This is a genomic window from Actinomyces sp. oral taxon 169 (genome assembly GCF_013394715.1).
Classification (GTDB): domain Bacteria; phylum Actinomycetota; class Actinomycetes; order Actinomycetales; family Actinomycetaceae; genus Actinomyces.
Genome location: NZ_CP058259.1, coordinates 1,743,801 through 1,765,113 on the forward strand (window position 1 = coordinate 1,743,801; position 21,313 = coordinate 1,765,113).

Genomic DNA, 21,313 nt, shown 5'->3' on the forward strand with positions numbered 1-21,313 from the left:
CGCCCCGGGGCTCAGGTAGTCGCCCGGGCGGCGGAGCCGGTGGCCAGGGCCCGGTTGATGCGCCCCGGCCAGGCGGGACCGTTGTAGATGAAGGCCGTGTAGGCCTGAAGCAGGTCCGCACCCGCGTCGAGCATGAGCTCGGCGTCCATGACGGAGGAGATGCCGCCGACGCCGATAATCGTGGGCTCCTGCCCCAACCCGCGGCGCAGGCGGCGCACGACCTCCAGGGCGCGGGGCAGAAGTGGGGCGCCGGACAGGCCGCCCTCCCCCAGATCGTGGTCGATGGTCGTGTTGGTGGCCACCACCCCGTCGAGGCCCATGTCCAGGACCATCTGTGCAACAGCGTCGATGTCCTCGTCAGCCAGGTCCGGGGCGATCTTGACCAGGAGCGGAACGTGCCGCCTGGCGGCGCGGTCGGCGGCCTCGCGCACCGCCTCGAGGATCGGGCGCAGGGTCTCAACGCTCTGCAGGCTGCGCAGTCCGGGGGTGTTGGGGCTGGATACGTTGACGACGAGGTAGTCGACCCAGCGGGCCACTGCCGCGGCCGAGTAGCGGTAGTCCTCCACCGCCTCCTCAAGCGGGGTCACCTTGGTCTTGCCGATGTTCGCGCCGACGACGATGGAGCGTCCTCGGGGAGTGCGGCGCAGTGCCCGCAGGCGCTTGGCGGCCTCATCCGCCCCGGAGTTGTTGAAGCCCATGCGGTTGCGCACGGCGCGCATCTGCGGGTAGCGCCACATGCGGGGCTTGTCGTTGCCGCCCTGGGGGTGGGCGGTGAAGGTGCCGACCTCGATGAAGCCGAAGCCGAGCATGTCCAGGCCCTCAACGGCCTGCCCCTCCTTGTCCATGCCCGCGGCGAGTCCCAGGATGCCGGGAACGGGTCGGGCGAAGGGGCCGCCCTGGTTGGCTGAGGGCACGGGGAAGACCGGCCTGCGCCCCCACATCTGGCGCACCACGTCCCTGACGAGGGGAACCTTGCCGGTGATCTCGATCGCGTCCAGGCACACGTCGTGGATCAGCTCGGGGTCGATACGGGTGAGCACGGTCTTGTACAGCAGGTCGTAGAGCACGGCATCAGGCTACCCCGACCAGGCCTTCCAGGGACCGTGCAGGATCCCGCCGTCATTCTCCTCGGTGTCCCCGCTTCGCGCCAGTGGTGGTGTCACGGTAGCGTGGGCTTCGTCCGAGCCTCATTGCAGGCGTCTTCTCAGAGGTGGCCAGTGTCCTTCAACCGCGATATCCAGCTCGACCCCAACCGGGTCCAGACCCGTTCCGGCGGAGGTCGGGGCGCCGTGATCGGTGGCGGCTCCATCCTGACCGTCATCGCCGTCGTTCTCATCTCCCAGCTCACGGGAGTGGACCTGACCTCCATGCTGGGGGCACAGCAGCAGAGCGGGACGACGACGTCGACGGCCTCATCGATCGACACCTCCGTGTGCACCAGCGGGGACAGTGCCAACAAGTACACCCAGTGCCGCATGGTGGCTACCGCCGAGTCCCTCGACGCGGTGTGGACCGAGCAGCTGCCGGCCCAGGCGGGGCTCAAGTACGCCAAGCCCGAGTTCGTCCTGTGGGACGGCTCCCAGATCTCCTCGGCCTGCGGCAACGCCTCCTCGGCAGTAGGTCCCTTCTACTGCTCAGGGGACCAGACCGTCTACCTGGACATGAGCTTCTTCTCCGAGATGGAGCGCTCCCTGGGGGCTACTGACACGCCCCTGGCAGAGGAGTACATCGTGGCCCATGAGTTCGGCCACCACATCCAGCACCTGACCGGGCAGATGGCCAAGGCCGACCGCTCGGGCAGCGGAGCGACCTCCGACTCGGTGCGACTGGAGCTCCAGGCGGACTGCTACGCGGGGATCTGGGTCAACCACGCATCCTCCACCCCCGACCCGGACACCGGCAAGCCCTTCCTCAATCGTCCCAGCAGTGAGGAGATCAAGGGCGCGCTGGGCGCGGCCGAGGCCGTGGGCGATGACCACATCCAGGAGCGGGCCAAGGGGCACGTCGACTCCGACACGTGGACCCACGGATCCTCCGAGCAGCGCGTGCGCTGGTTCACCACCGGGATGAACTCCGGCTCAGTGCAGGCCTGCAACACCTTCGCCGTCGACGCCTCCCAGCTCTGAGACACGCCGGGGCGACGCCGTTCGTCGCCCCGGCTCGTCCTTCCTCCCCACCGATCCTCTCGGTCTGACGGGACCCGCCGCCTTGAGAGCGGCGGGCTCCGTTTGCGTGCGACGTGGCGTCACACCCGACAGTGGGCTCGTGACCCCGCGCCACTAGTGACATCACCGGCACCAACCCTCAGGAGGACACCATGACCAGGGCGCTCATCATTGTCGAGTCCTGCTTCGGCAACACCCGAGCCATCGCTGATTCCATTGCCGCCGGACTGATCGATGGCGGAGTCGATGCTCAGGTCGTTGACATCGATGAGGCTCCAAACTCCCTGTCCGCAGACCTCGATCTGCTCATCCTGGGAGCCCCCACCCACAACCGGGGCCTGCCGACGACGGCCACACGGGCCAAGGCACACGCGCAGGCGGGGGCGGACGGCGCCTCCCAGGGGATCAGTCAGTGGCTGGGAAACGCGGAGATTCCAGCCTCCCTCAGCGTCGCGGCCTTCGACACGGTCATCTCCAAGAACTGGCTCAGCGGTTCAGCGGCCAAGGCGATCGCCAAGGCGCTGCGGCGCCACCAAGGTCGGGAGACGACGTCGGTGGGGAGCTTCGTGGTCACGGCGAACAAAGGCCCGCTGGCCGCCGGCGAGGAGACCGACGCCCGCAGCTGGGGACGTGAGCTCGCGGCTTCAGCGAACACCGGACAGTGACAGGCGCAGTGGCGACAGCTGTACGTCTCATCATCGGAAGGACAGCAACACCATGACAGCAACGAACCACGACAAGTCACCTCGACTGCAACTGAGCGGACGAGACATCGCCGGAGCATGCCTTGCCGCCTGCGGTCTCCTCCTCATCATCTGGGGAGGAACGCTCGAGTCAGTCAACGTCACTGACCCCGGCTTCATGAGTTTCGCCGTCAGCGGGTTGGTGACCATCGCCGTCGGGGCATGTCTGGCACCAGCAGTTCCTCGCACCGCTCGTGTCGCACTCATCTGGCTGGCAACGCTGACGTCGATGCTCTACCTGTTCATCATCGGCATGGCGGTCATCGTATCCCTAATGAGCTGTGTGGTGATTGCCGGGATCGCGGCCTGGCTGACCGTCAGGACTCTGAGATGCGATAAGACAGCCGGCTCGACGCGGTGACCAGGAAACGACGAAGCTTCATCCTGGTCAGTAGTAGCGCCACTGCCGCATGTCTTGGTTGTAGACCTCAACGATCCTCGGATGCAGAAGGGTTGAGGGCTCCATGGACTCGGTGCGGGCTGGTTTGGTTCGCATGATGAACTCCAGGGTCTTGCGGTCCTGGTAGGTCAGGCCTTTGGGCAGCGGCTGGCTGATGAGGTTCTGCGGCGTCCTGGTGGATAGCACGAAGCCCCACTCCCCGAAGGAGGGGATATTGGTGGAGAAGGGCAGGATCTGTCGATCCGGCTGAGCGGCGGCGACGGTGCTGGCCACCGTGGAGAAGGCGTGGGGTGAGAAGAAGGTGGAGGTCGCTTGGGTGACCATGACGCCCTCGGGTGCCAGCCGCGCCTCGATGTTCCGATAGAACTCGGTGGAGTAGAGCTTGGCGAGCTTCTCGTTGGAGGGGTCGACCAGGTCGATGAGAGCGACGTCGTAGGTCGCTTTGGAGTCCTGAACGTAGGTGAAGGCGTCGTCGTTGACGACCTTCACCCTGGGGTCGGACAGGGAGGCGTGGTTGAGGTCCTTGAGCAGGCGGTTATTCCGAGCCAGCTCGGTGACATCAGGGTCGATGTCCACGATGGTGACGTCCGTGACGCTGGGGTAGCGCAGGATCTCCCGGGCCAGCAGGCCGTCGCCGCCTCCGAGCACAAGCACGTGGGCGGGTTTCTTCACCGAGGTCATGGCACTGCCGGACAGAGTCTCGTGGTACCTGGCCTCGTCCAGGCTGGAGAACTGGAGCTGGCCGTTGAGGTACAGGCGCAGGTCATCCTGGTACTGAGTGAGGACGACTTTCTGGTAGGCGGTCTGCTGGTAGTAGACGATCGGGTCGTTGTAGGTCAGCGCCTCCACACTGCGCTCGATGCGGTTGGCGGCTGCGAACATGCCGACCAGTGCCACGACGGCGGCGGTGGCCGCCCACAGAATCTTGCGCGGTGTGCGCACCTGGAGCAGGACGAGCAGTGCCACCAGGACGTTGAGGGCGCCTACCAGGTAGGCCCCGCGTATGAGGCCGAGCTGTGGGAGGAGCACCAGGGGGAAGACCAGGGAGGCCACCAGGGAGCCGAAGTAGTCGATGGCCATGACCTTGCCGAGCAGCTCGCTGGTCGAGCGGCGCCCGAAGGCGGCGAAGGTCCGCACCAGCAGCGGAATCTCCAGGCCGATGAGGATGCCGATGGTCAGGCTGATGCCGCCGAAGACGACCCAGTGCAGGCGGGTGCGCCCGAAGGCCAGGTACAGCAGGAGGACGGAGTTGCCGCCGATGAGGCCCAGGAGCACCTCGCTGACACCGAAGACGACCGCAGGCGCTGCACGGAAGTGGTTGACCAGCAGTGAGCCGATGCCCATGCCGAACAGAGTGATTCCGGTGGCCAGACTGAAGCTGAGCACGGAGTCGCCCAGGAGGTAGGAGGCGGCGGTGCCCAGGATGAGCTCGTAGATGAGCCCGCCGATCGCGGCGAGCAGCGCCGCAGTGAACAGGGCGACGTTCTCCCGCCGCCCGATTCGACCGTGGGTCATGGTGTGCGGCTCAGCTCAGAATAGTGGCGGCGATGATGATGGCGATGGCCAGAGCCGTACCGGCGAAGGCGACCCCCAGGCCGATGTTCTGGTCCTCGATGAGCTCGCGTCTGAGGTCGAGGCGGAAGATGCGGTTGACCAGCAGCGCGAACACCATGAGCAGGACCACTCCGAGCACCGCGTAGACGATGGTGCTCAGCAGTGACTGCCAGTTGAGGTCGACCGATGAGTGGTATGCGATGGTCATGAGCGACATGTCTTCTCCTTCGTGTGTGACCGTCGAGGGGGTTGAGTCAGTGGGCTCCAGGTCATTTTCCGACGCCGCCGCCCCCGCCGCCGTAGACCGAGCGATTCCGGAAGGAGACGCCGCCTCCTGAGGGAAAGAAACCCTCATCTTCATCGATCAGCTCGGCAAGCACCAGCACCACGAACATCAGGACGATCCAGAACACGGGGGCCCATTCGCTTCTACTCGCCCCGGAGATCGCCGCGGGGAACCACCGCCAGAACCTTCGCATGAAACTGGGTATCCACCACGGTCGGGTCACGGGCCTACCGAAGACCCTGTACTGCTTCGAGGAGGACAGACCTGTTTCGCTGTAGATCTCTCGGGTGTGGAGGCGATGTGCATCGACCACCATGGTGGAGATCGAGCCCTGTGCATCGACCACGCGGAGCCCGGCACAAGTCGTCGCGGTGAGAGCCCCCTGGGAATGATCGATGGCCCCGGTCTCGTGGTCGATCTCAGCACGGCGCACATTCGTGACCTCGACGGTGCACGGTTGGCCACGGACTCTCAGCTTCCGGGTCCAACCGACCTCGAGGGAGAGCGGGTCAATCGACGGTTGAACAGGAACCGGCTCGTGAAGAACCACCTTGTTGGTGTCTCGACGGATCTCCAGCCAGAGCTCTTGTCCGTCGTCGTCGATCAGGCGCCACTGCTCCCGCTTGACGAACCCCCGGCTTCCCTGAACCCGTTGTTTGAGAACAACTCGTCCCATGACGGTGTAGGAGCGGCGCTTCTTCCTCAAGGAACCGCGAAGCGTCTCACCGACTCTCAGATCGCCTCTGACACTCACAGTGTGATCCCTGAGCTGGTCACCTGCTGGGCCCGCAGGCGCCTGCGCACCAGCTCCCCCACCGCCTCGATCTGGGCGGGGGTCAGTGTGCGGCAGCTGGTGAGCGTCACGTAGCCGGTGCCGGACTCGGGCCAGGTGTGGGCGGCGATATGCGACTCGGACAGAATGATGACGGCGCTCAGTCCCTGGGGCTCGAAGCGGTGGTGAGCGCTGGATACGGCAGTCAGTCCCGCCGTCTGGGCGGCACCGAGGAGAATCGACTCCACGGTGGACAGGTCGTTGAGCGCATACGGCTCGGCGCCACTGATCTTGTAGCTGACAGAACACAGGCTCACCGCACTCACGCGAGCACGGTAGCAACGAGGCAGGCAGCCGACAAACGGGGTGAGGTCCCCATCCTCGCTCCCCCGCCGTCGGCAACACATGGAGGGAAGCCCGCCATCGATGGGGCGGGCCTCCTACTTGCCGACTCCACCTCCCCCGCCCCCGTAGACCGGGCGGTGACGATAGCTCCGTGAGGAGCCCGAGTGCGAGGTGCTGGTGGGATCTGCGTCGCCACTGGAGCGGCTGGGGTTGGAGCAGGCGGAGAACAGTCCGCCGACGAGCACGATACTGACGAAGGCGGCAACGACCGCGCATCCGATATTCCGGCCGGTTCTTCCGGGGGCAGATCGGCGGTTGTACAGGACTCGCCCGAAGAGCTGCTTCTGCTGCGCAGTGGACAAGGAGGCCTTGCGGTATGCCAGGAGGTCACGAAAACGGTGACTGTCGATGGTCAGTCTGCTGGTGACACCGGCCGGGTCCGTCAACCGCACCTCGGCGTAGGTCATGGTCTCGCCGATGTTGAGAGGGCACACCGGGGAACCGATGACGTTCTCAAGGGTCCCGGTGGTCACCTCCTCGACCATGCCCCGGTGCTGGACGCCGTTGATCGTCAGCGGCATCATCTGGCCAACGGTCAGGGCCCACGGCTCGATCTTCTCCTGGAGACGAACGGGTTCGTAGAAGAGGACCTCGCCGGGATCATGGTCGACCTCGACCCAGGTGTCGGCGTTGCTGGCCTCGATGAGCTGCCACTCCTCCCAGTAGTAGAAGCAGTGGTCCTGGGTGTCCCACTCCTTGAAGAGCAGGCAGCCTGTGACCGACAGGGCGCCTGCAGTCCCCTGGAGCAGGTCACCGACCTGCAGGTTGCCTCGTGTGCCGTTCACCAGGACCCTCCCGCCTGCTCAGGGGGTAACGGGGCGCCGCTGCCGCCGTCGGTACCTGATCCGCCTGTCATCACGCGGGCACAGTAGCAACGCGGACATGCCCCGGCAAACGGATCGCACTCCCCATGATCCGGCCCCACGACGCGGAGCCGAACGGTTCAGGATCCGGGTGCCGTGTGAGACTGTCCTCATGCGCGTTGCTGAGATCGCCGAGCTGACCGGGACGACCGTGCGCACGGTGCGCTACTACCACTCGCTGGGGCTGCTTCCGGTTCCCGGGGAACGGGGCGGCTGGCGCGACTACGACCTGAGCCACGTCGCCCGGCTCTCCCGGATCCGCTGGCTGGTCCAGGCCGGTGTGTCCCTGGAGACCATCGGACGCATTCTCGACGGGTCCAAGGCGACCGGCGTCGAGCAACCCGACGACGTACCCGCGGCCGATACGGTTGAAGCACGCCCAGCGGCTGGCTCCGTGGTCGAGGACCTGGCCGGGGCCCTGGCCGCCGTGGAGGATCACCTGGCCGAGGTCACCAGACAGAGGGACATGCTCGCCGACCTGCTGGAGCGAGCCAGAACCGGTTCAACTGTCTCACCGATGTCCCCACGCATGGCGGCCTTCTTCGACCGGCTGGAGCAGGCCGCTGCAGATGAGGCCACCCGCTGCGCCGTGCGCAAGGAGCGGGACCTGACTGACCTGGCCTGCTATCGCGGCCAGATGCCGCCGGAGGCGGAGTTCCTCTTCGTGGACCCGGATCCTCACTACGACGCCGAGTCACTGGCCCTCTACTCCCAGGATCCCGCCGACCTGTCAGAGGCGCAGATCGAGCAGCGCGCCCAGGTCATGGTCTCCCGGATGGAGGCCCGGCTGCCGCCTGAGCGCCTGGCGGCCCTGGCCGGCAGCGTCGGCACCGAGTCGGTGCGGGGACTCTTCGGCCTCATCGGTGCCATCGGTTACCCCGATGCGCGGCTCACCCGGGCCTTGGAACGGGAGTTCCTCGCCGCGATCGCCCGATGGCGCCCCAGCTAAGTGAGCGCCGCTCACGACGCTTGATTCACTACGAGCCGATCGGGTCGCACCGACGGATGAGGCGAGTAGCGTCGCTGGTATGAGTCAACGCCTTCCTTCATCTGACAACGTCGTTCTCAAAGGCATCCGTGAGGAGCCCAGCGCCGAGGACGGAGCACGGGTCCTGGTGGACCGGCTCTGGCCCCGTGGCGTGTCCAAGGAGCGCGCCGCCCTCGACGAGTGGGCCAAGGACGCCACCCCTACCACCGAGCTGCGGCGGGCCTTCCACAGCGGGGACCTGCCCTGGCCCCAGTTCGTCGAGGCCTACCGTGCCGAGCTCACCGAGAGGCCCGAGGCGGTCGCCGCCGTCGAGCACCTGCGTCATGAGGCCCTTACGGGGCGCGTGACGCTCCTGTTCGCCGGCCACGACCACGTCCGCTGCCATGCGCGTGTCCTGCGCGAGGCGGTCCTCGGTGTCGAGGAGGACCTGACCTGACGGCGTCCTCGACGGAGACTCAGACGTTGAAGCCCAGGGCGCGCAGCTGTTCACGGCCCTCGGGGGTGATCTTGTCCGGCCCCCACGGCGGCAGCCAGACCCACTGGATGCGAACCTTGTCGGCGATGAGGGACAGGGCCTGCTGGGCCTGCTCCTCAATGACGTCAGTGAGGGGACACGCGGCGGTGGTCAGGGTCATGTCGAGCACGACGGTGCCGTCGGGCTCGATCGACACCCCGTAGAGCAGACCGAGGTCGACGACGTTGATACCGAGCTCGGGGTCGATGACGTCGCGCAGGGCCTCCTCGACGGCGGCGACGTCGACGCCCTCGGTGCTGGCGACGGGGGCCGGCGGCTGTTGGGCGGCCATGGGGTTGTCGGCGGCTGCCGGCATCCCGCTGGGGTTGTCACTCATGGCTTCTTCCTTCTTCCTGGCGGGTAGGACAGTGGTGTCGGGATGGTTGGGCTACTCGGCGGCGTTCGGCTCGACGGTGGGCAGGGCGACGCCGGACTTGGCCAGGGCGTCCTTGAGGGCCATCCACCCCAGCAGAGCGCACTTGACGCGGTTGGGGTACTTCGAGACGCCCTCGAAGGCGGCCCCGTCCTCCAGGTCATCCAGGATGGTGTCGTCGACGCCCTTGCCGCGTGAGTGCATGAGGGTATCGAAGTCCGCCTCGAGGCGGGCCACGGTGGCCAGGTCGGCGCCGTGGACGAGGTCGTGCATGACGGAGATGGAGGCCTGGGAGATGGAGCACCCGTCCCCCTCCCAGCCGATGGCCTCGATCTTGCCGTCCTTGACGCGCACTCCCAGGGTCACGTCGTCACCGCAGGTGGGGTTGACCTGGTGGCTGGTGGCGTCCGGGGCCTCCAGGGCGCCGGAGCCGTGGCGCTCACGGGAGTGGTCGAGGATGACTTGCTGGTAGAGCTGGTCGAGTTCGTTCATGCTCACCTCTGGAAGTAGCGCCGGACGTCGGCGATGGCGGACAGGAAGCGGTCCACCTCCTCGGGAGTGGAGCAGGCCCCGAAGGACAGGCGCGAGGAGGCGTGGATGCCGAAGTGCTGGTGGATGGGCTGGGCGCAGTGGTGGCCGGTGCGCACGGCGACGCCGGCGGCGTCGAGGACCTGGCCGACGTCGTGAGGGTGGACTCCCTCGATGGAGAAGGCGACCACACCCAGGCGGTCGGTGGTGTCGGCTGGGCCGACCAGCCGCAGTCCGGGGGTCTGGGACAGGCCCTCGAGCACCTGCCGGGTCAGGGCCTGCTCGGTGGCGTGGAGCCGGTCCAGGCCGATCCGGGCCAGGTACTCCACGGCGGTGCGCCATCCCGCGGCCTGCGCCAGCGGCTGACTGCCGGCCTCGAAACGGGGCGGGCCGCTCATGAAGGTCGACGACTCCATGGTGACGATCTCGATCATGGAGCCGCCGGTGAGCACCGGTGGCATCGCGGCCAGGAGCTCCTCGGTGGCCACGAGCGCGCCGATACCGGTGGGGCCGAGCATCTTGTGGCTGGAGAGCACCATGGCGTCCACGCCGGCGGTCTTCAGCGTGCCGAAGTCGAGCGGGAGGTGGGCGGCGGACTGGCAGGTGTCCAGGACGACGAGCGCGCCGACTTGCTGGGCGCGCGGGAGGATGAGGTCGAGCGGGCTGATCGCGCCGGTGACGTTGGAGGCGTGAGTCAGGGCCAGGACGCGGGTGCGCTCAGTGATGACGTCCAGGGTGGCGGCATCGATGCGCCCGTCCTCGGTCAGGTCCAGCCAGCGCAGGGTGGCGCCGGTGCGGGCGCACAGCTCCTGCCAGGGCACGAGGTTGGCGTGGTGCTCAGCGCGGGTGACGACGACCTCGTCTCCCTGTCCGATGATGAGGCGCCGAGCCGGGTCATCGGCCGCGGCGGGTCCGCCGCCGCGAGCCGCCGAGCGGCCCTGGCTGGCGTGCCCGATGGCCAGAGCCACGAGGTTGATGGCCTCGGTGGCGTTCTTGGTGAAGACGAGCTCGCTGCCGCGCGCTCCGACGAAGGCGGCGACGGCGTCGCGGGCGTCCTCGAAGGTGGCGGTGGCCTCGTCGGCGAGCTGGTATGTCGAGCGTCCCGCCGCGCCGTTGGACATGCGGTAGAAGTCGGCCTCCGTGGTGATGACGCCGGCGGGCTTCTGGCTCGTGGCCGCCCAGTCCAGGTAGGCCAGTGCCTGACCGTTGCGGGCGGGCCGCTCCAGGTAGGGGAAGTCGGCGCGGATCGCGGCGATCTCCTCCGCGTTGAGTGCGTCGGCCGAAGGCGCCCCGGTGAGCGGGGCAGTGGACTGGGTCATGACGTGCCTTTCCGATTCGGTGCGAGCGGTTCCGGGCATGGTCGCCGACGGCGGGACCTGAGGTCGGAAGGAACCTTAGTCCCCCTGCCTCAGTGCCGGGGCCGGCGACGGCGCCATGTTACGCGGCGCGCCGTCGCCGGCCCCGGCACGGTGAGGACGGTCAGGCCAGGTAGCGGTCGTAGCCCTCTTCCTCGAGGCGGTCGGCCAGGTCGGGGCCGCCGGCCTCGGCCACGCGCCCGTCGACGAAGACGTGGACGTGGTCGGGCTTGATGTAGCGCAGGATGCGCGTGTAGTGGGTGATGAGGAGGAAGCCGGCGTCGGACTCGTCGTGGAGGCGGTTGACGCCCTCGGAGACGATGCGCAGGGCGTCGACGTCCAGGCCGGAGTCGGTCTCGTCCAGGACGGCGAAGCGGGGACGGAGCAGCTCCATCTGGAGGATCTCGAAGCGCTTCTTCTCACCGCCGGAGAAACCGGCGTTGACGTCGCGCTGGGAGAAGGCGGGGTCCATCCGCAGGTTCTTCATGGCCTGGTTGACCTCGCCGACCCACTGGCGCACCTTGGGGGCCTGGCCGTCGATGGCGGTCTTGGCCGTGCGCAGGAAGTTGGCCACGGTGACGCCGGGAACCTCGACGGGGTACTGCATGGCCAGGAAGAGGCCGGCCCGGGCTCGCTCGTCCACGCTCATCTCCAGCAGATCGACGCCGTCGAGGAGGACCTCACCGTCGGTGACCTCATAGTCGGGGTGACCGGCGATGGAGTAGGCCAGGGTGGACTTGCCCGAGCCGTTGGGGCCCATGATGGCGTGGACCTGGTTGGAGTCGATGGTCAGGTCGACACCCTTGAGGATGGGCTTGGGGCCGTCATTGGTGGCCACCTGGACGTGGAGGTTCTTGATCTGCAGAGTGCTCATGCGACGTTTCTTTCAGCTGGGTTGTGGTCTGGTTGCGGGTGGGCGGACCGTCGTGCGGGTCCGGCCTGTCACTCGGCTGCCGGCTCGGCGGCGGGTTCCTGGTCGGTGCGGGCGGTGATGAGTCCGGTGAGCTCGAGCTCCTTCTCGATGGCGGCCATGAGGCGCTCCTCGACCTCATCGACACCGATCTCGGCGACGATCTCGTTGAAGAAGCCCAGGACGACGAGGCGACGGGCCTCGGTCTCGGGGATGCCGCGGGCACGCAGGTAGAACAGCTGCTGGTCGTCGAAGCGGCCGGTGGCGCTGGCGTGGCCGGCCCCTTCGATGTTGCCGTTCTCGATCTCCAGGTTCGGCACGGAGTCGGCCTTGGCCCCCTCAGTGAGGACCAGGTTGCGGTTGAGCTCATAGGTGTCGGTGCCGCGGGCGGCCTGACCGATGAAGCAGTCCCCCACCCACACGGCGTGCGCGCCCTCGCCCTGGAGGGCGCCCTTGTAGGTGACACGCGAGTAGCAGTGGGGCTCGGTGTGGGCCACGTAGGGGCGGTGCTCCTGGTGCTGGCCGGCATCGGTGAAGTAGACACCGTAGGCGTCGATGTGGCCGCCCTCTCCGGAAAAGCCCAGGTCGGGGCAGATGCGCACGTCTCCGCCGAGGCTGACGACGACGTGCTTGAGGACTCCGCGGCCGCAGACCTTGACCCGGTGGTTGGAGGCATGGACGGCCTCGTCCTGCCAGCCCTGGACGGTCACCAGGGTCAGCTCGGCGCCGTCGGCGACCGTCACCTCGACGCCCTGGGTCAGGGCGGCGGTGCCGGTGTGGTCCAGGACGACCGTTCCCTTGGAACCGGCCTCGGCGGCGACGAGGATGTGCTGGGCGGTGGGGCGGGCGAGCTGCGTGTCCTGGCCGATGATGTTCAGTCGGGCGGCTCGCTCCAGCTGGGCGCCGGGCTCCAGGGTGAGCACGGTGGCGGTCTCGGTGCCGTTCCAGGCGGTGACGCCGGTGCGGTCGACCGGGGCGCCCACGGTGCCGATGCGGGCGTCGCTGCGGGCGACGGTCTCGAGGCTCGCGCCGTCGGGCAGGTCCGCCTCGACACGGATACCGGCATCGGTCTGGCCGGCGGTGGCCGCGTGGATGGCGTCCAGGTCGAACAGCGGGGCGAAGCGCTTCATCGGCGTGAAGCGCCACTCCTCCTCGCGGCCGCGCGGCACCGGGATGTCGGCGGGGTCGAAGGAGGTGGGTCGGTCGGCACGCGAGGAGACGTAGCGCGGCCCGCCGTGGGAGTGGGCGCCGTCGAGCGTGGCGCTCGAGTGGTCGGTGGAGAGTTCAGGCATGTGGAGGTGCTCCTTGGCCGGCAGCAGGCCGGTGAGATGAGGTGTGGGTCGAAGGCTGAGTGGCTGACGAGGGAGGATCCGCTGCGGTGGGTCAGCCCACCGAGTTCTCCATCTGCAGCTCGATGAGCCGGTTGAGCTCGAGGGCGTACTCCATGGGCAGCTCCCGAGCGATGGGCTCGACGAAACCGCGCACGATGGTGGCCATGGCCTCGGTCTCGGTCAGCCCACGCTGCATGAGGTAGAAGAGCTGGTCGGCGCTCACCTTGGAGACGGTGGCCTCGTGGCCCATCTCGACGTCGTCGGTGCGCACGTCGACGTAGGGGTAGGTGTCCGAGCGGGAGATCTCATCGACCAGGAGCGCGTCGCACAGCACGTTGGACTTGGAGTGCCGGGCGTTCTTCATGATCTGCACCAGTCCGCGGTAGGCGCTGCGGCCACCGTGACGGGCGATCGACTTGGAGACGATGTGGCTGGAGGTGTGGGGCGCCATGTGGACCATCTTGGCACCGGTGTCCTGGTGCTGGTCCTCGCCGGCGAAGGCGATGGACAGGGCCTCGCCGCGGGCGTGAGGGCCCATGAGGAAGACGGCCGGGTACTTCATGTTCCGCTTGGAGCCGATGTTGCCGTCGATCCACTCCATGGTGGCGCCCTCCTCGCAGGTAGCGCGCTGGGTCACCAGGTTGTAGACGTTGTTGGACCAGTTCTGGATGGTCGTGTAGCGCACACGGGCGTTCTTCTTGACCACGATCTCCACGATCGCCGAGTGCAGGGAGTCGGTGGAGTAGATGGGGGCGGTGCAGCCCTCGACGTAGTGAACGTAGGAGTCCTCGTCGGCGATGATGAGCGTGCGCTCGAACTGGCCCATGTTCTCCGTGTTGATGCGGAAGTAGGCCTGGAGCGGGATCTCGACGTGGACGCCCTTGGGGACGTAGATGAAGGAGCCCCCGGACCACACGGCCGTGTTGAGGGCGGCGAACTTGTTGTCGCCGGCGGGCACCACGGTCCCGAAGTACTCCTTGACGAGCTCGGGGTACTCGCGCACGGCGGTGTCGGTGTCCACGAAGATGACGCCCTGCTCCTCCAGGTCACCGCGGATCTGGTGGTAGACGACCTCCGACTCGTACTGGGCGGCCACGCCCGCCACCAGGCGCTCGCGCTCGGCCTCGGGGATGCCGATGCGGTCATAGGTGTTCTTGATGTCCTCGGGCAGGTCGTCCCAGGAGTTGGCCGGCCGGTCCGTGGAGCGCACGTAGTACTTGACTGCGTCCATGTCGAGCTGGGAGAGGTCCACGCCCCACGTGGGCATGGGCTTGCGCTCGAAGGTGGAGTAGGCCTTGAGACGCTTGGCCAGCATCCACTCCGGCTCGCCCTTGATGGCGGAGATCTCGCGGACCACCTGCTCATCAAGGCCTCGCTTGGCCTTCTCGCCGGCCTCGTCGGAGTCGTGCCAGCCGAAGTCGTAGCTCGTCGAGATCGAGTCGATGATCTCGTCGTCGGTGCTACGCGTGGTCTCGGTTGTCGGCAGTGTCATCGGGTTCCTTCCATTCGCTTGGTCTCAAGGCCTCGCGTCTTAGCCGCCGCCCGAACTGCGCGCTTGCGCAGCGCGGGCATGGCGATCGGAATGTGGGTGGTACAGACGTGCTCGCCTCCGGCCAGGGTGGCCAGACGCTGAACGGGGACGCCCACCAGCCGGGAGATGGCCTGGGTCTCGGCGTCACACAGCTCGTGGAACTCCCCGGCCACGTCGCGCACCGGGCAGTTGCCCTGGCACAACTGGACGGCGAAGGACCCATCCCCGACGTCGCGCACCGAGGCCGCGTAGCCGTCGAGAGTCAGGGCGTCCGCCAGGGCTCGGGCCCTCTCCGAGGGGTCCTTGCCTGCCGCCTCGACGACGGTGGCGTAGCGGCGCTCGAGGTCACGGCCCCTGGCCGCGGCGAAGGAGTCGACCGCCTTGTCACCGGCCACCTGGGACAGGTAGTGCAGGGCACGGTTGGCCAGGTCGGAGTAGCCCTCCGCGAAGGAGGTGCGGGCCTTGGGCGTCAGGACATAGTGCCGGGCCGGCCGACCGCGGCCGCGCTTGCCCGTCTGGGCCGGCGTGTGCACCTCGATCTGCTCAGCGTCCTCAAGGGCGGTGATGTGCCTGCGCACGGCGGCCGGCGTCAGGCTCAGGACCTTGGCGAGCTGCGCCGCCGACACCGGTCCCTTCTCAGCGATGAGGTCGAGAACGCGTGCCCGGGTAGAGTCGTCGTCGCTCTGCATCATGACGGTTCCCCTCCCCTAGTCGCTTCCGACGCCTCACGGCCTGCCCTGTTGCGGCCGGTTCGGCCATGCCCTGGACCGGCTCCAGGCACCGACCTGCAAGGCGTCGCTGGTCGTTGTGCCACGAGTTTAACCAAGATCTTGCTTGCCGAATTCAACACTGGCAAGTTCACGACGGAGCGTCGCAGGGTGGGATTGAACACGTCACCTAATCAAAGGTGAACCTCACTTAGGAACACCTAACTAGTGGAATGGCGCTGGATCCATGCCTGTTAGGCCCGTTGCTGTCCTTTACTGCCGGCTACTCCTGCAGCCGTTACTCCGGTGCGGGTTCCTACAGGCTCTCCGGGCTGCGCAGCCAGGGGGCGTCAGCAGGACGCAGCTCCGCCCAGCCGCAGGTGCGCGCCTGGGCCGTGGCCAAGACCCCCAGCACAGTGGAGGGGTTGTGCAGGCGGCCGCCCATGACAGCGTCGAGGGCCTCGTCCAGGCGGACCCAGGTGGGCACGAACTCGGCCTCCTCGTCCTCACGGACGGTGCGCCGGTCCTCGGGCAGCAGACTCAGGTCCTGGGCGAGGAAGATCCGGGCCCCCTCGGTGGTGAAGCCGGGCGAGGCGTAGAACTCGGCCAGCGTGTACCAGGTGGCCGCCTCGTAGTCGGTCTCCTCAGCGAGCTCGCGGGCGGCGGCGACGGCCGGCTCCTCCCCCGCCACGTCGAGCAGCCCCGCGGGGATCTCCCACAGGCAGGCGCGCACGGGATGACGGTACTGGCGGATCATGAGGATCTCCGCGGCGCCGTCGGCCTGGGAGGATGCCTCGCCCTCGCGCAGGGCGACGACGGCGACGGCGTCGTGGTGGACGACGACCTGACGGGCCACCGGCTCCTGACCGGGCCCCAGGCGCACCTGGTCGGCGTCGACGGCGAAGATCGGCCCGCTCCAGACCCGGTCGCTGGAGACCAGCTCCCGCCCCGGTTCGCGCGTGTCAGCGAGGCTGTTCTCTAAGCCGTCGCTGCTGCGGGTCCTCGTCACCGGATGATCCACGATTGGCTCCTCATTCTCGCTGCCGGCGTCGTCGTTGCTGGGCGCTCGGACACCACGATGCTACCGCTTGGGGCAGGGCGGCTCAGTGCAGGTCGAGGACCGTCTGACGCAACTGGACCGCAAGGTCCTCGAGCCTGGGAAGGCGCCTGGCCGCCTCCTGCGCGCGCTCAGCGGCGCGGCTGCGGGCCTCGGGGTCGCTCAGGAGGGTTCGAAGCGCCTCCGCGATGGCCTGGGCCTGAGGGTCCACGAGGACGGCTCCTCCTCTGGAGGTCACGGCGGTGCCTCCGACGTCGGTGGCCACGATCGCGGTGCCTGCGCGCAGGGCCTCCTGGATGGTGAGGGGCTGGCCCTCCCACAGGCTGGTCTGGACAACGATGTCAGCAGCCTCCATGAGGGCCGGAGCATCGCTTCGCCGCCCCAGGAGGGTGACCGGGAGCTGTTCGGCGGCGATGCGCTCAGCGGCCTGCTCGCGGCCGGGGCCGTCCCCGGCGAGGGCCCAGGTGAAGGCTGCCAGCCGGCCGGCGTCAACCTCGCGGGAGAGGATCGCGGCGACCTCGAGCAGCAGCGGCAGGCCCTTCTGGGGAGCCAGGCGGGCGACGGTCAGGAGGCGGGCACCGCCTCGCGGCCAGGCATCCTCCGGCGCGGCCGCGTCGGAAGGGCTTGGTTTGGCGGGCTGCTGCGGTGGCACCGCGGGGATGATGGCGAGCTCGACGTGCGGTGCACCGAGCTCCCGGGCCCGTTCGGCCAGGTCGGGGCTGACCGCCAGGACGAGGTCGGCGCGTCGGGCGATGAGCCGCTCGAGCCTGTCCCCCACCAGGGTGGTCAGGCGCCCCCCGACGGTGAGGTTGTGGAGGGTGACGACCAGTCGCGTGCGTCCGCGGCGGCGGCGTCCCAGGGCCAGGGCGGCCAGGGCCCCGGCTCGCAGGCCGTGGGCGTGAAGGACGTCGGCGCGCCGGCCCAGGCGACGCAGCCTGGCCACGGCCAGGGTGTCGTTGAGGCTGGGGCGGGGGCCGATCTCGAGTGGCTCGGCGCGAGCCGGCTCGAGGTCCAGTCCGTCAAGGACCGCGGCGGGAGCCTCAACGATGACGTCGTGGCCGTCGGCGGCCAGGAGGCGGGCGCAGTCGGCCAGGTGGGCCCGTACCCCTCCGGCGGCCGATCCGCACACCTGGAGGATCCTCCGGCGCCCGGCCTGCGGGTCCTGTACGGCACCGGGCTCGTTGGTCACGTCGACGTCACTCATGGTTGCTCCTTGTCGTCCTTCGTTGTCACCGTCGGCCTGCCGCCGCGTACCGATGCCAGGAGGCTGCGGTCAGCCAGGTGGATGACCACCAGGACGAGGGCCGCGGCCGCAGCGGCACCGATCAGGGCGGTGATGACGGCCAGGGGCAGGGAGGTGACGCGGGTACTCGCCTCCCGGATGGCCAGCCCGAGGGCGAGGGCCACGGGCAGTCCTGCGACGAGCGCGGTCAGGGTCGCGCGCAGCACCCGGCCCCCCATGACCCGGGCCAGAACGATCAGCAGGCTCGCCCCCGCCACCGTCATCCCGATGGTCGTGCCCACGCCCAGGGCCACGAGGGTGGCGCGCCCGTCCCCGCCCGCCGGCGCCATGAGGCGCACGCAGACGGCGCAGGCCACGGCCACGGTCAGCCAGCCGGCCGCGGTGGCGTGAGCGGCGGGCCGAGAGCGGTCGGCGGCGAACAGGACCCGAGTGACCTGGTAGATGAGGGCGTAGCCGATCAGTCCCGGGGCCAGGACGGCCAGTGCCTGGCCCATCCCGTCGACCTGCTTGAAGGAGAAGAAGCGCTCGGCGGCGGCGCTGGCGGCCAGCAGCATGGCGGTTCCGGCCACGGCGACGGCGGTGACCAGGGCCGTGGAGGTGGCCACCAGCCTCCTGACGTTCTCCTCGCCTGCGCCTCCAGGACTGTCCGCCGACAGCTCGCGGGCCTCGAAGGCGGCGGTCAGGCGGGGGTAGAGGACGGTGGCCACTGGGACGGCCAGCACCGCGTACGGAAGGACGTAGACGGCCTGCGTGTACTGGTAGACCGCCGCGGTTCCGGTCTGCCCGCCCCAGCGGGCCATGGCCAGGACCACCAGGACGCTCACCTGCTGGGCCAGGATCGTCCACACCCCGGCCCCGCCGAGCCGCACGGCCCGCCGGGCCTGGGCGCCCCCCAGTCTCAGGGTGGGGCGCAGGCCCAGCCCCAGCCGGTGGACCGGCCATAGCAGCGGCAGGCTGAGGGCCGCCACCCCAAGGGTCGTCCCCCAGCCCAGCACCTGGAGGGCGAGACTGGAGGCGGCCGCGTCGTCGCCGTCGGCCAGTGCCCCGTAGAGACCATAGGTCGCCATGACCACGAGGCTGGAGAGCATCGGTGTCAGCGCCGGCCAGGTGAAGCGATTGTGAGCCTGGAGGACGCCGGTGAGGACGACGGCCACCCCGTACATGGGCACCTGCAGGGCGAACATGCGCAGGAAGGAGGCGACGAGCGCGTGCTGGAGCGTCGGATCCACGCCCTGGGAGGTGGGGAACAGAGAGGAGATCGGGGCGGCCAGGACGATGAGCCCCAGGGACAGCGGGGCCAGGACCGCCAGGACCAGGCCCAACAGCCCCGAGGCGGTGGCGGCGACCTCCTCACGTCTGCCCGCGGCGATCGGTGCCGCCAGGAGCGGAACGACGGTGGCGGCCAGGACCCCGCCGACGACGACCTCGTAGAGGGTGTTGGGCAGCTGGTTGGCCGTGGTGTAGGCGCCAGCCACCGTGCCGGTGCCGACGGTGGCGGCCTGGACGAGCCAGCGCAGGAACCCCAGGATGCGGGAGACGAGGGTCAGGCCGGCGACGGACCCGGCCACTGAGAGCAGTCCGCCGCGGCGTTGCTGGGTCGTCATCAGGGGCAGCGTCCCAGCCCGTCGAGTGCGGCCAGTACCGGGGTGTCGCTGATGACGCGGGAGAAGGAGACCTTCTCGCTGGCCAGGATGAGGCTCACCCCGCTCAGGGCGGCTCCGGCGCGCACTGCGGCGTGGGGGTGGCAGGCCAAGGCGGTGCCCAGCAGGGCGCCGACGGCGTTGGCCCCGGTGTCTCCCAGCATCGTGTTCTCCAGGAGGTCCTCCGGCAGGGCTGCGATGCCGACTCCCAGGGTGCCCGCAGCCAGCATCCGAGTGGGCTCGCCGTCGCGTCCGGGGGTGGCCAGCAGCGGGGTGCTCACGATGCAGGCGGTCTTGAGCGCCCGCCCGGGGCGCAGGTCGAGCAGGTTGAGCAGGTTCGCCCAGGCCGCGATGACGACGGCGCTGGTCGCAGCGTCGACGGCGCTGGACGCTGGCAGACGTGCGCCGGTGCCCGCGCTGCGGTGGCGGGCCAGGAGAACACCGCCGATAAGCGCCCCTGAGCCGATGACGGCGATCTTGAGGGCTCCGGTGGTGACGCGCCCGTGGGCCAGGGCGGTGAGGTGACCCTTGAGCCCCTTGGCGGGGGTGTCGCCGTCGTGGGCCCCGGCATCGAGGTCGTCGACCAGGCCGGCGCACCCACCGGCCCCAGCCGCGATGGTGGCGGCCAGTCCTGCCCGCGAGGGTGAGCCCGTCCTGCCCCGCAAGAGCCTGCCGGCCTCGATCCCGGCCGTCACGGCGCCGGCTGCGGCCCCGACGCCTCCGCGCAGGCTCACGGTGCGGCCGTGGAAGTTGGTGCGCTCCAGCCCGTGGGCAATGGGCGCCAGACAAGTGGACCAGGACAGGGCGGTGCCCGCCGCCTTGATACCCACCCTCGCCAGGTCTCGGGCGCAGGAGCTTACTCGCGTGATCGTGCCAGCCATGGACTCAGCCTAAGGCAGGGCGAGGACCGATCGCGGCGTCGCCACCCATGACGCGGCCGCAGCGCCCGAGCCGGTTGAGTCGCCTGAGTCACCTGAATCGCTGAAGACAGGGACTACTTGGTCACCGGCGGCATGACGGCCTCGGCCCCCTTGTCGAAGCCGTAGTGCCCGGTGGTTCCCGCCCGGGTGGAGGCCAGGGCCAGGGGGGTGGAGACGGAGGCGGCGACCTGGCCGACGGAGTCGATGGTGGTCACCTTCGCCTTCTCGGAGCGGATGATGCCGACGACGCCGCCGTCACCGTCGGCGGAGCCGACGACGACTGTGGGGGCCCTACCGGCTGTGCCCTCCAGCGCCTTGGCCCAGGCCTTGGGGTCCTCGCCCGGCGAGGCCTCGACCGTTGCTCCCTTACCGGAGGATGCCTGCGGACGCGGCCCGACGACGACGATCATCTCGGCCGCAGCGGTGGGCGTGGAGTCCACGGAGATGAAGGGCGTGCCAGACTTGTCCACTGTCACCGACAGCATGTCCATGAGGACTCGGGAGGAGTCGTCGTTGGCGGTCAGGGCCTTGGCCAGTGCCTCCCCCAGGATGCCGTTGGCGTCCTGGGAGTTGGTGCCACCCAGGTGCCCCTGGACCTGTCCGGAGAAGGTGGAGCGGTAGTTCTCCCGGGACAGGTCCACCCAGGTGCTGGTCAGGCTCACCCGGCCGGTGACGGTGGCGCCTGCGTTCTTGAGCTGAGTGGCGATGGCGTCGGCGTCCTCGGCCTTGGCGTCCGGCAGGAGCACCATGGCGACGTTCTTGGAGGCCAGGGTCCCGGGCAGGAGGCTGGTGGCGGCCTGAGTGATGTAGGAGTCCCGCTCGTTGACGGCCGTCTCAGTCTGCTCGAGCTTGGCCTGGGTGGCGTTGCGGTTCTCACGCAGGGCGGTGACCTGGTCGTTGAGTGCGGTTCCCAGGGAGTTCTGCAGAGGGCCGGCACCCAGGACGACCCCGACGGCGAGGGCCAGGAACACGGAGATGAGCGATACCAGGTGATAGCGGAAGTCAATCATGGTTGAAGACCTTGAAGA

Annotated in this window: 23 protein-coding genes; 5 read left to right on the forward strand and 18 right to left on the reverse strand. The window is 68.8% G+C overall.

Going from position 1 to position 21,313, the window contains the following annotated elements; genetic code table 11:
• Positions 1–11: 11 nt before the first annotated feature.
• Complete coding sequence (locus HW274_RS07480) at positions 12–1,067, reverse strand: quinone-dependent dihydroorotate dehydrogenase (RefSeq protein ID WP_075254694.1); 1,056 nt, start codon at positions 1,065–1,067, stop codon at positions 12–14.
• Between the two features lie 150 nt (positions 1,068–1,217).
• On the opposite strand from HW274_RS07480, the gene HW274_RS07485 reads away from it, so the two are divergent.
• The 3 genes from HW274_RS07485 to HW274_RS07495 all read left to right on the forward strand — a co-directional run bounded on the left by HW274_RS07485 (position 1,218) and on the right by HW274_RS07495 (position 3,269).
• On the forward strand, positions 1,218–2,126 hold the full coding sequence (locus HW274_RS07485) for a neutral zinc metallopeptidase (RefSeq protein ID WP_075254695.1): 909 nt from the start codon (positions 1,218–1,220) through the stop codon (positions 2,124–2,126).
• Positions 2,127–2,317: 191 nt separating this feature from the next.
• Positions 2,318–2,830 carry a flavodoxin family protein gene (locus HW274_RS07490; RefSeq protein ID WP_075254696.1) on the forward strand — a complete coding sequence of 171 codons (513 nt, stop codon included), beginning with the start codon at positions 2,318–2,320 and terminating at the stop codon, positions 2,828–2,830.
• Positions 2,831–2,882: 52 nt separating this feature from the next.
• Positions 2,883–3,269, forward strand: a complete 387-nt coding sequence (locus HW274_RS07495) for a hypothetical protein (protein WP_075254697.1) — start codon at positions 2,883–2,885, stop codon at positions 3,267–3,269.
• Between the two features lie 27 nt (positions 3,270–3,296).
• Here the strand turns inward: HW274_RS07495 and HW274_RS07500 are convergent, their stop codons facing one another.
• The 5 genes from HW274_RS07500 to HW274_RS07520 all read right to left on the reverse strand — a co-directional run bounded on the left by HW274_RS07500 (position 3,297) and on the right by HW274_RS07520 (position 7,110).
• On the reverse strand, positions 3,297–4,823 hold the full coding sequence (locus tag HW274_RS07500; RefSeq protein ID WP_075254698.1) for a polyamine aminopropyltransferase: 1,527 nt from the start codon (positions 4,821–4,823) through the stop codon (positions 3,297–3,299).
• Positions 4,824–4,833: 10 nt separating this feature from the next.
• Positions 4,834–5,079: a DUF350 domain-containing protein gene (locus tag HW274_RS07505; RefSeq protein ID WP_075254699.1), complete on the reverse strand. Its 246-nt coding sequence runs from the start codon at positions 5,077–5,079 to the stop codon at positions 4,834–4,836.
• 52 nt (positions 5,080–5,131) lie between these two features.
• Complete coding sequence (locus tag HW274_RS07510) at positions 5,132–5,902, reverse strand: hypothetical protein (RefSeq protein ID WP_075254700.1); 771 nt, start codon at positions 5,900–5,902, stop codon at positions 5,132–5,134.
• On the reverse strand, positions 5,899–6,237 hold the full coding sequence (locus HW274_RS07515) for an S-adenosylmethionine decarboxylase family protein (protein ID WP_178385028.1): 339 nt from the start codon (positions 6,235–6,237) through the stop codon (positions 5,899–5,901). Before HW274_RS07515 ends, HW274_RS07510 begins: the two co-directional genes overlap by 4 nt.
• Positions 6,238–6,360: 123 nt before the next feature.
• A complete protein-coding gene (locus HW274_RS07520; protein WP_075254702.1) occupies positions 6,361–7,110 on the reverse strand; it encodes a hypothetical protein in 750 nt (249 codons plus the stop codon).
• A gap of 190 nt (positions 7,111–7,300) precedes the next feature.
• Here HW274_RS07520 and HW274_RS07525 point away from each other — a divergent pair, with 190 nt between their 5' ends.
• A complete protein-coding gene (locus tag HW274_RS07525) occupies positions 7,301–8,137 on the forward strand; it encodes a MerR family transcriptional regulator (RefSeq protein ID WP_075254703.1) in 837 nt (278 codons plus the stop codon).
• 79 nt (positions 8,138–8,216) lie between these two features.
• On the forward strand, positions 8,217–8,612 hold the full coding sequence (locus HW274_RS07530; RefSeq protein ID WP_075254704.1) for a DUF488 domain-containing protein: 396 nt from the start codon (positions 8,217–8,219) through the stop codon (positions 8,610–8,612).
• Positions 8,613–8,631: 19 nt separating this feature from the next.
• Here the strand turns inward: HW274_RS07530 and HW274_RS07535 are convergent, their stop codons facing one another.
• From HW274_RS07535 to HW274_RS07590, 12 genes are all read right to left on the reverse strand, one after another.
• Complete coding sequence (locus HW274_RS07535; protein ID WP_004564698.1) at positions 8,632–9,027, reverse strand: metal-sulfur cluster assembly factor; 396 nt, start codon at positions 9,025–9,027, stop codon at positions 8,632–8,634.
• Between the two features lie 51 nt (positions 9,028–9,078).
• Positions 9,079–9,555, reverse strand: coding sequence for a Fe-S cluster assembly sulfur transfer protein SufU (sufU, locus tag HW274_RS07540; protein ID WP_075254705.1), 477 nt, complete (start codon positions 9,553–9,555; stop codon positions 9,079–9,081).
• Positions 9,556–9,557: 2 nt separating this feature from the next.
• Positions 9,558–10,910: a SufS family cysteine desulfurase gene (locus HW274_RS07545; protein WP_075254706.1), complete on the reverse strand. Its 1,353-nt coding sequence runs from the start codon at positions 10,908–10,910 to the stop codon at positions 9,558–9,560.
• A gap of 160 nt (positions 10,911–11,070) precedes the next feature.
• Positions 11,071–11,820, reverse strand: a complete 750-nt coding sequence (sufC, locus tag HW274_RS07550) for a Fe-S cluster assembly ATPase SufC (protein WP_010615421.1) — start codon at positions 11,818–11,820, stop codon at positions 11,071–11,073.
• A 68-nt stretch (positions 11,821–11,888) separates the two neighbouring features.
• Positions 11,889–13,148 (reverse strand): Fe-S cluster assembly protein SufD, encoded by a 1,260-nt coding sequence (gene sufD / locus HW274_RS07555; RefSeq protein WP_075254707.1) that lies wholly within the window; start codon positions 13,146–13,148, stop codon positions 11,889–11,891.
• 91 nt (positions 13,149–13,239) lie between these two features.
• Positions 13,240–14,679: a Fe-S cluster assembly protein SufB gene (gene sufB / locus HW274_RS07560; RefSeq protein WP_075254708.1), complete on the reverse strand. Its 1,440-nt coding sequence runs from the start codon at positions 14,677–14,679 to the stop codon at positions 13,240–13,242.
• Entirely contained in the window at positions 14,676–15,410 is a 735-nt protein-coding gene (locus tag HW274_RS07565) for a metalloregulator ArsR/SmtB family transcription factor (protein WP_075254709.1), read from the reverse strand. Before HW274_RS07565 ends, sufB begins: the two co-directional genes overlap by 4 nt.
• Before the next feature lie 331 nt (positions 15,411–15,741).
• Positions 15,742–16,446 (reverse strand): NUDIX domain-containing protein, encoded by a 705-nt coding sequence (locus HW274_RS07570; protein WP_075254710.1) that lies wholly within the window; start codon positions 16,444–16,446, stop codon positions 15,742–15,744.
• A gap of 82 nt (positions 16,447–16,528) precedes the next feature.
• Entirely contained in the window at positions 16,529–17,686 is a 1,158-nt protein-coding gene (locus tag HW274_RS07575; RefSeq protein ID WP_075254711.1) for a glycosyltransferase family 4 protein, read from the reverse strand.
• Positions 17,683–19,329 carry a murein biosynthesis integral membrane protein MurJ gene (gene murJ / locus HW274_RS07580; RefSeq protein ID WP_075254712.1) on the reverse strand — a complete coding sequence of 549 codons (1,647 nt, stop codon included), beginning with the start codon at positions 19,327–19,329 and terminating at the stop codon, positions 17,683–17,685. Before murJ ends, HW274_RS07575 begins: the two co-directional genes overlap by 4 nt.
• Positions 19,329–20,246: a hypothetical protein gene (locus HW274_RS07585; protein WP_075254713.1), complete on the reverse strand. Its 918-nt coding sequence runs from the start codon at positions 20,244–20,246 to the stop codon at positions 19,329–19,331. The genes murJ and HW274_RS07585 overlap by 1 nt, the downstream gene beginning before the upstream one ends.
• Positions 20,247–20,359: 113 nt before the next feature.
• Positions 20,360–21,295: a copper transporter gene (locus HW274_RS07590; protein WP_075254714.1), complete on the reverse strand. Its 936-nt coding sequence runs from the start codon at positions 21,293–21,295 to the stop codon at positions 20,360–20,362.
• Positions 21,296–21,313 lie beyond the last annotated feature (18 nt).